At 64.8% G+C, this 13,977-nt stretch carries 12 protein-coding genes; 1 reads left to right on the top strand and 11 read right to left on the bottom strand.

What is annotated here, in order from left to right; genetic code table 11:
• Nucleotides 1–4: 4 nt before the first annotated feature.
• Nucleotides 5–889: a formate dehydrogenase accessory sulfurtransferase FdhD gene (fdhD, locus tag F6X42_RS09335; protein ID WP_187633932.1), complete on the top strand. Its 885-nt coding sequence runs from the start codon at nucleotides 5–7 to the stop codon at nucleotides 887–889.
• A 66-nt stretch (nucleotides 890–955) separates the two neighbouring features.
• Here fdhD and F6X42_RS09340 read toward each other — a convergent pair whose 3' ends face one another.
• The 11 genes from F6X42_RS09340 to F6X42_RS09390 all read right to left on the bottom strand — a co-directional run bounded on the left by F6X42_RS09340 (nucleotide 956) and on the right by F6X42_RS09390 (nucleotide 13,975).
• Nucleotides 956–1,726, bottom strand: a complete 771-nt coding sequence (locus F6X42_RS09340; protein WP_187633933.1) for an enoyl-CoA hydratase — start codon at nucleotides 1,724–1,726, stop codon at nucleotides 956–958.
• Nucleotides 1,727–1,844: 118 nt separating this feature from the next.
• A complete protein-coding gene (locus tag F6X42_RS09345) occupies nucleotides 1,845–3,044 on the bottom strand; it encodes an acetyl-CoA C-acyltransferase (RefSeq protein ID WP_187633934.1) in 1,200 nt (399 codons plus the stop codon).
• A 28-nt stretch (nucleotides 3,045–3,072) separates the two neighbouring features.
• On the bottom strand, nucleotides 3,073–5,508 hold the full coding sequence (locus F6X42_RS09350) for a 3-hydroxyacyl-CoA dehydrogenase/enoyl-CoA hydratase family protein (RefSeq protein WP_187633935.1): 2,436 nt from the start codon (nucleotides 5,506–5,508) through the stop codon (nucleotides 3,073–3,075).
• A gap of 85 nt (nucleotides 5,509–5,593) precedes the next feature.
• Nucleotides 5,594–7,381, bottom strand: a complete 1,788-nt coding sequence (locus F6X42_RS09355) for an acyl-CoA dehydrogenase C-terminal domain-containing protein (protein ID WP_187633936.1) — start codon at nucleotides 7,379–7,381, stop codon at nucleotides 5,594–5,596.
• 98 nt (nucleotides 7,382–7,479) lie between these two features.
• A complete protein-coding gene (locus F6X42_RS09360) occupies nucleotides 7,480–8,079 on the bottom strand; it encodes a TetR/AcrR family transcriptional regulator (protein ID WP_187633937.1) in 600 nt (199 codons plus the stop codon).
• Nucleotides 8,080–8,259: 180 nt separating this feature from the next.
• A complete protein-coding gene (gene clsB, locus F6X42_RS09365; protein ID WP_187633938.1) occupies nucleotides 8,260–9,519 on the bottom strand; it encodes a cardiolipin synthase ClsB in 1,260 nt (419 codons plus the stop codon).
• On the bottom strand, nucleotides 9,516–10,031 hold the full coding sequence (gene nudB / locus F6X42_RS09370) for a dihydroneopterin triphosphate diphosphatase (RefSeq protein ID WP_187633939.1): 516 nt from the start codon (nucleotides 10,029–10,031) through the stop codon (nucleotides 9,516–9,518). Before nudB ends, clsB begins: the two co-directional genes overlap by 4 nt.
• A gap of 199 nt (nucleotides 10,032–10,230) precedes the next feature.
• The gene (aspS, locus tag F6X42_RS09375; RefSeq protein WP_187633940.1) at nucleotides 10,231–12,030 is read right to left on the bottom strand and encodes an aspartate--tRNA ligase; all 1,800 of its coding nucleotides are present in this window, start codon (nucleotides 12,028–12,030) and stop codon (nucleotides 10,231–10,233) included.
• Nucleotides 12,031–12,105: 75 nt separating this feature from the next.
• Nucleotides 12,106–12,762, bottom strand: coding sequence for a DUF502 domain-containing protein (locus F6X42_RS09380; RefSeq protein ID WP_187633941.1), 657 nt, complete (start codon nucleotides 12,760–12,762; stop codon nucleotides 12,106–12,108).
• Between the two features lie 75 nt (nucleotides 12,763–12,837).
• Complete coding sequence (locus F6X42_RS09385; protein ID WP_187633942.1) at nucleotides 12,838–13,170, bottom strand: FmdB family zinc ribbon protein; 333 nt, start codon at nucleotides 13,168–13,170, stop codon at nucleotides 12,838–12,840.
• Between the two features lie 181 nt (nucleotides 13,171–13,351).
• Nucleotides 13,352–13,975, bottom strand: coding sequence for a methyltransferase domain-containing protein (locus tag F6X42_RS09390; protein ID WP_187633943.1), 624 nt, complete (start codon nucleotides 13,973–13,975; stop codon nucleotides 13,352–13,354).
• Nucleotides 13,976–13,977: the final 2 nt, after the last annotated feature.

The following is a 13,977-nucleotide window of genomic DNA, read 5'->3' on the forward strand; positions in this document are numbered from 1 at the left end:
CAGCTTGAACGGACAGCAAAACGGGCGCCAGACCGGGCGGGCGAACGATCAGCCCCACGCCCTCGACACCGACGAACAACCCGGCGCGGTGCAACTCGAAGTGCGCCGCCATCGCGGCGCGGTGGTTGAAACCGCCACCGATCACGTCGGCCAGGAGTGGCCGGTCGCGCTCGTGTTCAACGGCATCTCGCACGCGGTGATGATGTGCACGCCGCGCGATCTCGAAGCGTTCGCGGTCGGCTTCGCGATTTCGGAGGGGATCGTCGAGCGCGGCAGCGACATTCAGGACATCGAGGTCGAACTGCACGAGCACGGCGAGTTGCCGCATGCCGAGGTGCAGTTGCAGGTCGTGCAGCAGGCGTTCGCCGGTTTGAAGGAAAGGCGCCGCGCGCTCGCCGGGCGCACCGGCTGCGGCGTGTGCGGCATCGAAAGCATCGATCTGCTGGATCTGAAACCGCAGCGTGTACCCGACACTGGCTTCTTGCAGCGGCTCGCGCCCGATGCGATCGCACGCGCCGCGCGCGCGCTGCCCGAGCACCAGGCGCTCACTCGTTTGACGGGCGGCCTGCACGCGGCCGCGTGGTGTGATGCGCAAGGCGCGATCCACTATGCATTCGAGGACGTCGGCCGCCACAACGCGCTCGACAAGCTGATCGGCCAGCTCGTGCTCGACCGCGCCGATACGCGCGACGGTTTCGTGTTTCTATCGAGCCGCGCGAGCTACGAGCTGGTACGCAAGGCCGCGCGCGTCGACGTGCCGATGGTCGCGACGATCTCGGCGCCGTCGTCGCTCGCGATTGCGATCGCGCGTGAGGCAGGCGTGCGGCTCGTGAGCTTCTGCCGCGAAGGCAGCTACGTCGATTACGACACGTGGCAGCCGCAGGTTTAAGCGATTGAAGCTGCGCAGCGGCGATTCACCGGCAACGCACCCGAATCCCGCCTGCGCCGCCCGCCGCTAGTCGAACTGCCGAAAATCCGGCTTGCGCTTGTCGAAGAACGCCTTGAACGCCTCGCGCGCTGCGGGCGCAAGCAGCATCTTGCCGAAGTGCACCGCTTCCTCGGTCATCTGCGTCTGCAGTTCCTGCTGGCTTGCGCGCTTCATCAGGCTCTTCGTGACGCGCAACGACGACGCCGGCAGCGCCGCCAGCTTCGCGGCCTGCGACGCCGCGAACGCGTCGACTTCGCCCGCCGGCAGCACGCGATTCACGAAGCCCATGCGGTGCGCTTCGGCCGCGTCGAACGCCTCGCCGAGCAGCAGCTTTTCCGCCGCCGCCTGATAGCCCGCCGCGCGCTGCAGCAGCAGGCTCGACGCTGCCTCCGGGCACAGCCCGAGCTGCGTGAACGGCAGCGAAAAGCTCGCGGTGTCGGCCGCGTAGACCAGATCGCAATGCAGCAGCAGCGTCGTGCCGACGCCGACCGCCGGCCCCGCGACCGCCGCCACCACCGGTTTTTCCGCCGAACATAGCGCGCGCAGGAACTGGAACACCGGCGGGGTTTCGCCAACCGGCGGAGACTTCATGAAGTCCTCGAGATCGTTGCCCGCGCTGAACATGCCCGCGCTGCCGCGAATCAGGATCGCGCGCACCGACGCGTCGCCCTGCGCTTCTACGAGCGCGTCGGCCATCGTCTGATACATCGCGGCCGTGATCGCGTTTTTCCTGCCGGGCCGGTTGAAGCTGATGGTCAGTACCGCGTCGGCGCGCTCGACCAGAATATCCGTCGTCATCCCGTTCATCTCCTTGTGCTCCTGCTGAATGCAAAAAACGGTTCGCAAGCCGCGCGGCCTGCGAACCGTTGCGCGGTCCTTGGTGGATCACAGAAGGATCCCCCGTTCGATCAGCGGCTCACAGACGCTCGATGATGCCCGCCGCGCCCATGCCAGTACCGACGCACATCGTCACCATGCCGTATTTGTAGTTGCGGCGGCGCAGGCCGTGCACCACAGTCGCCGCACGAATCGCGCCGGTCGCACCGAGCGGATGGCCCAGTGCGATCGCGCCGCCGAGCGGGTTGATCTTCGATGTATCGAGGCCGAGGTCCTGGATCACCGCGAGCGACTGCGCGGCGAACGCCTCGTTCAGCTCGATCCAGTCGAGGTCGTCCTGCTCCAGGCCCGCGGCTTTCAGTGCGGCCGGAATCGCTTCCTTCGGGCCGATGCCCATGATTTCCGGCGGCACGCCGCGCACCGCGAAGCTGACGAAGCGCGCGAGCGGCGTCAGGTTGAACTGCTTGAGGATTTTTTCCGACACGACGATCAACGCGCCCGCGCCGTCCGACGTCTGCGAGCTGTTGCCGGCCGTGACCGAGCCTTTGTTCGCGAACACCGCGCGCAGCTTCGCGAGGCCCTCCATCGACGTGTCCGCGCGCGGACCTTCGTCGAGCTTCACCTCGCGCGCCTTCACGCTGATCTCGCCGGTCGCGAGATCGGGGAAACGCTCGGTGAGCATGTACGCGGCGATTTCGTCGTTGAATTCGCCGGCTTGCTGCGCGGCGATCGCGCGGCGGTGCGATTCGACCGAGAACGCGTCCTGCGCTTCGCGGCTGATCTTCCAGCGCTCGGCGACTTTCTCCGCGGTCAGGCCCATGCCGTACGCGATGCCGACGTCTTCGTCGCGATCGAAGATATGCGGCGACAGCGACGGCTTGTTGCCCATCATCGGCACCATGCTCATCGATTCGCAGCCGCCCGCGATCATCGCATCCGCCTCGCCGACGCGGATGCGGTCCGCGGCCATCGCGAGCGCGGTCAGACCCGACGCGCAGAAGCGGTTCACCGTGACGCCGCCGACCGTGTTCGGCAGTCCGGCGAGCAGCGCGCCGATCCGCGCGACATTCAGACCCTGCTCCGCTTCCGGAATCGCGCAACCGACGATCGCGTCTTCGATCACGCCGGTGTCGAGGCCGGGCACCTGAGCGACGGCCGACCTGATCGCGTGAACCAGCAGCTCATCCGGACGCGTGTTTCTGAACACGCCGCGCGGCGCCTTGCCGATCGGCGTACGGCTCGCGGCGACGATATATGCGTCCTGCAATTGCTTTGCCATTTGGGAATCTCCTTTGTCGGCAAGCCGCTTAGTTGCGCACCGGCTTGCCGGTCTGCAGCATGCCCATGATCCGTTCCTGCGTCTTCTGCGTGCCGAGCAGCTCGACGAACGCGCGACGCTCGAGTTGCAACAGCCATTCTTCGTCGACGAGGCTGCCCACTTCGACGTCGCCGCCGCACACCGCTTCCGCGATGCGGCTCGCGATCAGGAAATCGTGCTCGCTGATGAAGCGGCCGTCGCGCATGTTGACGAGGGACGCCTTGATCGTCGAGATCGCCGAGCGGCCCGCGACCGGCACCTGGGTCGCGCGCAGCGGCGCACGGTAGCCCGCCGCGGCGAGCGCGCGCGCTTCCTTCTTCGCGATGTCGAGCAGTTCGAACACGTTGAAGACGATCGTGTCGGACGGCTTCAGGTAGCCCATCGCGCGGGCGTCGAGCGCGGAGGCCGACACCTTCGCCATCGCCGCGTTCTCGAACGACTTCTGCAGGAACTTCAGCAGGTCGTTCGTGGCGCCGACCTGGCTCGCCGCTTCGGCCGCGCGCAGTGCCGCTTCCTTCAGGCCGCCGCCCGCCGGCACCAGACCCACGCCGACTTCGACGAGACCCAGATAGCTCTCGATGTGCGCGACGCGCTTCGCGCTATGCAGCGCGAGTTCGCAGCCGCCGCCGAGCGCGATGCCCGAGATCGCCGAGATCACCGGCACGTTCGCGTACTTCACGCGCAGCATGCCCTGCTGGAATTTCTTCACGAACGGCTCGATGCCCTTCGCGCCGCCCATCATGAACGCGGGCATCGCTTCTTCGAGGTTCGCGCCCGCCGAGAACGGACCACCCGGCGTACCGAGCTTCAGCGATGTGGGCTGCCATACGACGAGGCCCTTGTAGTCCTTCTCGGCCAATTCGATCGCCTGCGTCAGACCGTCGATCACCGCCGGTCCGATCGTGTTCATCTTGCTCGTGAACGACACGATCAGCACGTCGTTCTCGCCCGCGCGATCGTCTACCCATGCGCGCACCGCATCGGTCTCGAACAGCGTCTTGCCGTAGGTCTTCGGATCGGCGCCGGTTTCGCCGACGAGCGGCGCGCGGAACACCTGCTTGCGGTACACGTCGAGCGACGAGCGCGGCACGAAGGTCTTAGTGGCCGGCGACCATGAGCCTTCAGCCGTATGCACGCCGCCCTTCTCGTCAACCGCGCCTTCGAGCACCCACGATGGCAGCGGCACGTTGGCGAGCGCCTTGCCCGCCGCGATGTCTTCCTGGACCCACTCGGCGACCTGATTCCAGCCGGCCGTCTGCCAGCCTTCGAACGGGCCTTCGCTCCAGCCGAAGCCCCAGCGGATCGCGAGATCGACGTCGCGCGCATTGTCGGCGATCGATTCCAGATGCACGGCGATGTAGTGATAAACGTCGCGGAAGATCGACCACAGGAACTGTGCCTGCGGATGCTGCGTTTCGCGCAACAGCTTCAGCCGCTCGGCGGCCGGACGCTTCAGGATGCGGCCGACGATTTCGTCGGCCTTCGCGCCACCGTCGACATACTCGCCCGTCTGCGGGTCGAGCACTTTGATGGCCTTGCCTTCCTTCCGGTAGAAGCCGCCGCCGGTCTTCTGGCCGAGCGCGCCCTTCTTCACCAGTTCGGCGAGCACGGCCGGCGTTTCGTAGACCGGCAGAAACGGATCGTCCGGCAGCGTGTCCTGCATCGTCTTGATCACGTGCGCCATCGTGTCGAGACCGACCACGTCGGCGGTGCGGAACGTCGCCGACTTCGCGCGGCCGAGGCGCGCGCCGGTCAGGTCGTCCACTTCGTCGAAACGCAGGCCGAACTTCGCGGCTTCGGCAATAACCGCAAGGATCGAGAACACGCCGACGCGGTTCGCGATGAAGTTCGGCGTATCTTTCGCGCGCACGACGCCCTTGCCGACCACGCTGGTCAGGAAGGTTTCGAGCTGATCGAGAATTTCCGGACGCGTCGTCGCGGTCGGGATCAGTTCGACCAGATGCATGTAGCGCGGCGGATTGAAGAAGTGCACGCCGCAAAAGCGCGCCTTCAGGTCGTCCGCGAAACCTTCGGACAGCGCGGTGATCGACAGCCCCGACGTGTTGGTCGCGAAAATCGCGTTCGGGCCGAGGTGCGGCGCGACCTTCTTGTACAGGTCGTGCTTCCAGTCCATGCGTTCGGCGATCGCTTCGATCACGAGGTCGCATTCGGCGAGCTTCGCGATGTCGTCGTCGTAGTTCGCGGGCTGGATGTATTGCGCGTCGTCCTTCACGCCGAATGGCGCCGGCGACAGCTTTTTCAGATTCTCGATCGCCTTCAGCGCGATCCCGTTTTTCGGGCCTTCCCTGGCGGGCAGGTCGAACAGCAGCACGGGCACCTTGGCGTTGATCAGGTGCGCGGCGATCTGCGCGCCCATCACGCCGGCGCCGAGCACGGCTACCTTGCGAATGATCAGATTGCTCACGTCGTTTCTCCGGGGAGTAGTGCGATGGCGCGAAGCGTCAGCCATGCTTCGCGCGATGTGTGTGGCCTCGCTCGATGTGCGAGCGTCAGAACAACGCTTCTTCGACGTCCATCATCGGCTTCGAACCGGCGCGCGCCTGGCGGATAGTCATCGCCGTTTCGGGCAGCAGCTTCGCGAAGTAGAAACGTGCGGTCGCGAGCTTCGCCTTGTAGAACGGATCGCCCGACGCCTGTTTGTCGAGTGCGATACGAGCCATGCGCGCCCAGAAGTACGAGAACACCAGGTGGCCGACCGTGCGCAGATACGGCACGGCCGCGGCGCCGACTTCGTCGGGGTTCTGCATCGCCTTCATGCCGATTTCCATCGTCAGTTTCTGCACCTTTTCGCCGATGTCCGCGAGCGGGTTCACGAACTCCTGCATCTCCGGCTTGATGCCTTCGGCTTCGACGAATTCGGCGACGAGCTTGGCGAACTTCTTCATCTTCGCACCCATGTCGCCGAGCACCTTGCGGCCGAGCAGATCGAGCGACTGGATGCCGTTGGTGCCTTCGTAGAGCATGTTGATGCGCGCGTCGCGCACGTACTGCTCCATGCCCCATTCCGCGATGAAGCCGTGACCGCCGTAGATCTGCATCGCGTGATTGGTGCTTTCGAACGCGTTGTCCGACAGGAACGCCTTCAGGATCGGCGTGAGTAGCGCGACGAGGTCGGCGGCTTGCTTGCGCTCGGCTTCGTCGGCGTGCGACAGCTCCTTGTCGATCTGCAGCGCCGACCAGTACGAGAACGCGCGGGCGGCTTCTGCGTAGGCCTTCTGCGTGAGCAGCATGCGGCGCACGTCCGGATGCACGATGATCGGATCGGCGGCCTTCTCCGGCGCCTTCGGACCGGTCAGCGAACGCATCTGCAGTCGCTCTTTCGCGTACGTGAGCGAGTTCTGATACGCGACTTCGGTGAGACCGAGGCTCTGCATGCCGACACCGAGACGCGCGGCGTTCATCATCACGAACATCGCGTTCAGGCCTTTGTTCGGCTCGCCGACCATCCAGCCCTTCGCGTTATCGAGATTGATCACGCAGGTCGCGTTGCCGTGGATGCCCATCTTGTGCTCGATCGAGCCGCACTTCACGCCATTGCGCTCGCCGGGCTCGCCCGCATCGTTCGGGACGAACTTCGGCACGATGAATAGCGAAATGCCCTTGGTGCCCGTCGGCGCATCCGGCAGACGCGCGAGCACGAGGTGAATGATGTTCTCCGCCAGATCGTGCTCGCCGCTCGAGATGAAGATCTTCGTGCCGCTGATCGAGTACGAGTCGTCGCCGTTCGGCTCTGCCTTGGTACGCAGAATGCCGAGATCGGTGCCGCAATGCGGCTCGGTCAGGCACATCGTGCCGGTCCAGACGCCCGCGACGAGTTTCGGCAGATAGCGCTGCTGCAGCTCGTGCGTACCGTGCGCGTGCAGGCATTCGTAAGCGCCGTGCGACAGGCCCGGATACATCGTCCACGCCTGATTCGCCGAGTTGAGCATTTCGTAGAGCGCGTTGTTGACGAACGCGGGCAGTCCCTGGCCGCCGTATTGCGGGTCGCAGCCGAGCGCCGGCCAGCCGGCTTCGACGTATTGTCTATAGGCTTGCCTGAAGCCCTTCGGCGTGGTCACGACGCCGTCACCGGCATACGTGCAGCCTTCCTGGTCGCCGCTGTGGTTGAGCGGGAACAGCACTTCGGAGCAGAACTTGCCGGCTTCCTCGAGCACCGCGTTGATCGTGTCGGTGTCGAGTTCGGCGTGCTTCGGCATGTGCCGAAGTTCGGCCTCGACGTTGAGCAGTTCGTGCAACACGAATTGCATGTCGCGCAGCGGCGCGGCGTACTGTCCCATGACTCTCTCTCCCTGTTTTGACAAAAGGCCTGGCCGTTGGCCGGGTCCGTGGTCGGACCTTCTGCGCCGCGCGCTTCCGGTAGGTTCCGGCGACGCCGCTAACGGCTTTCGCTCTGGTACGAATTAATCAGTTTTTCCAGCGCGGCCCACGTGAGACGCACCGCGTCCGGCAGATGCAGGAAGCGCGCGTCGTGATGCAGGCCGAGCGTGACGCTATACAGTTCGAACAGCATCAGCTGCGGATCGGTATCGGCACGCAAGTGCCCTTCTTCCATTGCCTGCGAAATCGCGCGCATGAGCGCCGCGCGCCACATCGTCACGCTCGACACCAGTTGCTCGCGCACCTGGCTGTCCGCGCGATCGTCGTATTCGACGGCACCGCTGATGTAGATGCATCCGGTCGTGACTTCTTGGATGCGCTTCTCGTACCAGCGGGAGATCATCGCGCGCAAGCGTGGCAGACCACGCGGCTCACGCAGGCTCGGGAAAAACACCTCGTCTTCGAAACGGCGGTGATATTCGCGCACGACCTCGAGCTGGAGATCCTCGCGCGACCCGAAATGCGCGAACACACCGCTCTTGCTCATCTGCATGCGCTCGGCCAGCAACCCAATGGTCAGACCTTCCAGTCCGTCCCGGCTTGCCAGATCGAGTGCTGCATCGAGAATCGCGGCTCGGGTTTGTTCGCCTTTTCGCATAGCTGTTTTACTGTTCTAACGTGACCGAATTTAAAATCGAACGGCCGTACTATTATTGAGTGCTTGCCGTCCGCGAAACAAGCACTTTATTAGAAACCGGTTTCTAACCGCGTTTTAATTTGGCGGCTTTCGACCATCAGATCAATCAGATTTTTAGAGGCGTTCGCCTTGTGACCGGTATTAGTCGTAGCCGCCTACCGTCAGCAGCTTCATCGCGACGCGGTAGCTCGTGTACGCGATCCAGCTCAGCGCGCGCACGCGTGCCGGTCGCGATTCGTAGTGCGCTTCATCGATCGGGCGTGCGTCAGTGAACGCGTCGAGAATGGCGTCGCGGAGTTTGGCGATCGATGGATCGTTCACGAGCACGACGTTCGCTTCGTTGTTCAGCATCAGGCTGAGCGCGTCGAGATTCGACGAACCGACCGTGCCCCAGTTCGAATCGACCACCGCGACCTTGCCGTGCAGCAGCGTCTTCTCATATTCGGCGATCTGCACGCCCGCGCGCAGCAGCGCGTGGTACAGGAACGGCACCGCGTAATCGAGCGCCTTGAACTCCTTGCGCCCGATGATCAGCTTCACGAGCACGCCGCGCTGCGCCGCGAACACCAGCGCGCGACGCAGCTTGCGCCCAGGCATGAAGTACGGATTGGCCAGCAGGATTTCGTGGCGCGCCTGGCCGATCGCGACCAGATAGGCTTTTTCGATCGCGCGACGGTTGATCAGGTTATCGCGCGCGACGAACGCGACGCACGGCTCGCCGCCGGCCCACCGTTCTTCGTTGCGCCGCCGCCGGCGCCTGCGCAGACTGCCGAGCGAGTTGGCGCCCTGCGGCGACAAGTCGGGCTTCATCGAATCGAGCGGCCGATGGCCGACGCGAATCCGCCGCCACTGCACCTCGATGGCGTCGCGCACGTCGGCGACCACCGGCCCGCGCAGCTCGACCGCGAAGTCCCAGCGCCGATACGGCAGCTTCTCGCCGTTGTTCTCATAATCGTCGACGATATTGATGCCACCGCAATATGCGATCTGATCGTCGATCACGGCGAGCTTGCGATGCGTGCGCGAAAAGCCGAAGCGGCCGAACAGATGCGGGTTATAGATGCGATGCTCGATGCCGCCAGCCGGCCATTGCTCGAACATCTTCAGGCGCGCGGTGCCGACGCCGTCGGTGATCACGCGCACTCTGACGCCGCGCGCGGCAGCGCGCAGCAACGCCTCGCTGACCGCGCGGCCGGCTTCGTCGTCGCAGAAGATGTAGGTTTCGAGCGCGACGTCGTGCTCGGCGGCGTCGATGCGCCCGATCAGCGCGTCGAAGAAATCGTCGCCGGAGCGCAGCAGCTCGACCTCGTTGTTACCGGTAAAGCGGTAGCGCTGCCAGTAGCGACGGCCGAGCAACGTGTGCCGCAGACGCGCGAAACGGCCCGAGCCGCCTGCGCTCACCGGCCACGCTCCCCAGCCAGCGAACCGGATTGCGGGTCGTCCGGGCGCGCGGCGAGCCGGCGCGGCAACTGCAGGATCGCATCGGCATTCGACGCCGAAAAGCAGCGCGATGCGGCTTCTTCATACGGCAGCCACATATAAGCGGTGTGTTCGCGCGGCGCGAGCGTCACGTCGATGCGCTCGGGCACCTGCAGGCTGAACCAGTGCTCGGTGTTGTAGAGCACGCCTGCTTCATAGCGGTAACGAAATTCCGGGTAGATCTCGTAGTCGATCGAGTACTGCCAGTCGAACAACGCGCTACGCGGCACTAGCGCGCCGCCGATCATGATGCCGGTTTCCTCGCCGACTTCGCGCACCGCCGTGTCGGCGAGCGGTTCGTCGAGCCGGTCTTTCGAACCCGTCACGGACTGCCAGAACTCCGCATGATCAGCGCGCTCGAGCAGCAGCACGTCGAGCGCGGACGTATGAATGATGACGAGGACGGACTGCGGAATTTTCGGCGGTTTCGGCATGGCTCAAAACTGGGCGCGACGAGACGCGCGGTACATGTCGGATGACGGTCGAAAGGGTCTGGAAAGCGGTGGCTTCACTGTAACGCAAAAAATGAAAAAGGCGCTGAGGTGGAGATCACCTCAGCGCCTTTTCGTTTCGCTTGTGTGGCTTTTTTGCGGCCGCCGGCCCGCTGGCCGGTCGCGCGAAGCGGCCGCGGTTTTATGCCTTCGGTTCCGGCGTACGCAGGCGGATGTGCAGCTCGCGCAGCTGACGCTCGTCGACTTCGCTCGGCGCCTGCGTGAGCAGATCCTGCGCGCGTTGCGTCTTCGGGAACGCGATCACGTCGCGGATCGAGTCGGCGCCGGCCATCATCGTGACGATGCGGTCCAGACCGAACGCGATACCGCCGTGCGGCGGCGCGCCGTATTGCAGCGCGTCGAGCAGGAAGCCGAACTTCGCCTGCGCTTCTTCCGCGTTGATCTTCAGCGCGCGGAACACTTTGCTCTGCACTTCCTCACGGTAGATACGCACCGAGCCGCCGCCGATTTCCCAGCCGTTCAGCACCATGTCGTAGGCCTTCGCGAGGCAGCGCGCCGGGTCCGTTTCGAGGTACTCGAGGTGCTCGTCCTTCGGGCTCGTAAACGGGTGATGCGCGGCGACGTAGCGGTTGTCTCCCTCGTCGTATTCGAACATCGGGAAGTCGACGACCCACAGCGGCTTCCAGCCGGACTCGACGAGACCGTTGGCCTTGCCGAACTCCGAATGACCGATCTTCAGACGCAGCGCGCCGAGGCTGTCGTTGACGACCTTCGCGCGATCCGCCGCGAAGAAGATGATGTCGCCGTCTTGCGCGCCGGTGCGCTCGATGATCGCCTTCAGCGCTTCGTCGTGCAGGTTCTTGACGATCGGGCTTTGCAGACCGTCACGGCCCTTCGCCGCTTCATTGACCTTGATCCACGCGAGACCCTTCGCGCCGTAGATGCGCACGAACTCCGTGTAGCTGTCGATGTCGCCACGCGACAGCTCGCTGCCCTTCGGCACGCGCAGCGCCGCGACGCGGCCGTCCTTCGTGTTGGCCGGGGTGCTGAACACCTTGAAGTCGACGTCGCGCATCGCGTCGGTGAGCTCCGTGAATTCGAGCTTCACGCGCAGGTCCGGCTTGTCCGAACCGAAGCGGCGCATCGCTTCCGCGTATTCCATGACCGGGAATTTCTGGTCGAGCTCGACGCCGATCGTCGTCTTGAACACGTGACGGATCATCGCCTCGAACAGATCGCGGATTTCCTGTTCCGACAGGAACGAGGTTTCGCAGTCGATCTGCGTGAATTCCGGCTGACGGTCGGCGCGCAGGTCTTCGTCGCGGAAGCACTTGGTGATCTGGTAGTAACGGTCGAAGTTCGCGACCATCAGCAGCTGCTTGAACAGCTGCGGCGACTGCGGCAGCGCGAAGAACTGGCCCGGGTTCGTGCGCGACGGCACGAGGTAGTCGCGCGCGCCTTCCGGCGTGCTCTTCGTGAGCATCGGCGTTTCGATGTCGATGAAGCCCTGCTCGTCGAGGTACTTGCGCACTTCGATCGCGACGCGGTAGCGCAGACGCAGGTTGTGCTGCATCTGCGGACGGCGCAGGTCGAGCACGCGATGCGTGAGGCGCGTGGTTTCCGACAGGTTGTCGTCGTCGAGCTGGAACGGCGGCGTGACCGACGCGTTCAGCACGATCAGCTCGTGGCACAGCACTTCGATCTTGCCGCTCTTCAGCGAGGCATTGGTCGTGCCTTCCGGACGGCCGCGCACGACGCCCTTGATCTGCACGCAGAACTCGTTGCGCACGCCTTCGGCGATCTTGAACATGTCAGCGCGATCCGGATCGCAGACGACCTGAACGAGCCCTTCGCGATCGCGCAGGTCGATGAAGATGACGCCGCCATGGTCGCGGCGGCGGCTGACCCAGCCGCACAGCGAGACGGATTGGCCCAGCAATTCTTCGGTCACCAGACCGCAGTATTCAGATCTCATCGACATGATGTTTGTCTTTCGTTATGCATTGGTTGAACGGCGCGCCGCAGACGATCCTGCATGAAGCGTTGCGCGCCGGCATTACAGCGGAGGCTCGACGGTGGTGCGGCGCACCGGCGCCGGCGGCGGCGCGGACGGCGCCACGACGCCCATCGAGACGATGTACTTGAGCGCAGCGTCGACCGTCATGTCGAGCTCGATCACTTCACTCTTCGGCACCATCAGGAAGAAGCCGGACGTCGGGTTCGGCGTGGTCGGCACATAGACGCTGACGTAGTCTTCCTTCAGGTGGTTGACCACGTCGCCGCCCGGAATGCCGGTCAGAAACGCGATCGTATAGGAACCACGGCGCGGGTACTCGATCAGCAGCGCCTTGCGGAATGCATTGCCGCTGCTCGACAGCAGTGTGTCGGACACCTGCTTGACGCTGGTGTAGACCGGGCCGACCACCGGAATGTGCGCGACCAGCAGTTCCCACCACTTCACGAGCTTCTGCCCAATGAAGTTCTGCGTCAACAGCCCGACGACGAAGATGAACGCGAGCGTGAGCACCGCGCCGAGGCCGGGCAAACGATAGCCGATCGCGCGCTCCGGCTGCCATGAGCTCGGTAGCAGCAACAAGGTCTGGTCCATCGTGCCGATGATCAGGCCGAGCACCCACAGTGTGATGGCCAGAGGCACCAGCACCAGCAGGCCGGTCAGAAACACCGATTTGAGCGTGAATTTCTTCGTCGTCATGTGTACCGCCAGAAAGCTGCGCGGGCCGAAGCCCATGCGCGGTAGATACGCCGCCCGCGCGGGGCGGCAGTCCCACTAGGCGCTGCCGGAACCGCTCGGGCTCGCAGCGGCGGGCGCAGCGGCAGGGGCTGCGGGAGCGGCCGGGGCAGCCGATGTAGCCGGGGCAGCGGCTGCGGCCGGCTCGGACTTCGCTTCCGACGCTTCAGAGGCGGCCGGCGTGCTCTTGCCGCCGCGGAAATCGGTCACGTACCAGCCGGAGCCTTTCAACTGGAAGCCGGCGGCGGTGAGTTGTTTGCTAAAAGTGTCTTTTCCGCACTCGGGACACTGCGTTAACTGGGGGTCGCTCATCTTCTGGAGCACGTCCTTCCCGAAACCGCATGACCCGCATCGATAAGCGTAGATCGGCATGATCGTTTCCTACTCCAAATCCCTACTGAAATCTTGTAAACGCTTGCAAAGCCTCGAATTATAGCCGCAAACGATGTCCGTTCCCCGCATTTCGGGGAAGCCGACGCGTGCCGCGCCCACCAGCGCGGCAGATGGGGGCGACCCGCGGACCTCTCAAGCGCGGCGCGCGTCGCGCGTGGCGTTATCCGCGACGCCGCCAGGTAAGCCAGCGCTCGCGTCCGGCGAAGACGGCGATCGAGTCGTCGACCGCCTCATCTTCGATCAGCTCGAAGTGTGGCGTGAGCAGCGCGTCGAGCTCGCCGCGTTCGACGCCGAACGGCGGCCCTTTCGGCGTCGCGCCGATGAAAAACAAGCCCGCGAGCAACGCGCCGGCCGGCAGCAACGCGGCCATGCGCTGCGCGTAGTCCGCGTGGCGCGCCGGCGGCAGCGCGCAGAAGAACGCGCGCTCATAGATCCACGCCGGTGCGAACGGCGGTATATAGGTGAAAAAATCCGCCTGCTCGACGAGCGATGCATGCTGTGCGCCGAGTTGCTCGCGCGCCGCCGCGACGGCGGCCGGCGAGAAATCGATCGCGCGCACCGGGTTGCCCTGACGCGCAAGCCATACCGCTTCATACGCGCTGCCGCACCCTGGAATCAGCACGGCGGCGTGGCGGTGCCGTTCGGCGAACGCGCGAAACGCGGACGGCACGCCCGCCTGATCCCACGGTGTGAAATGACGCTCGAAGCGTTCGTCCCAGAACTCGGGCGAGTTGGGATCGCGGGTCGCGAAATCGGGCCCGGAGGGTTGGGTCGGATCGCTCATCG

The organism is Paraburkholderia podalyriae (genome assembly GCF_014397785.1).
GTDB lineage: Bacteria > Pseudomonadota > Gammaproteobacteria > Burkholderiales > Burkholderiaceae > Paraburkholderia > Paraburkholderia podalyriae.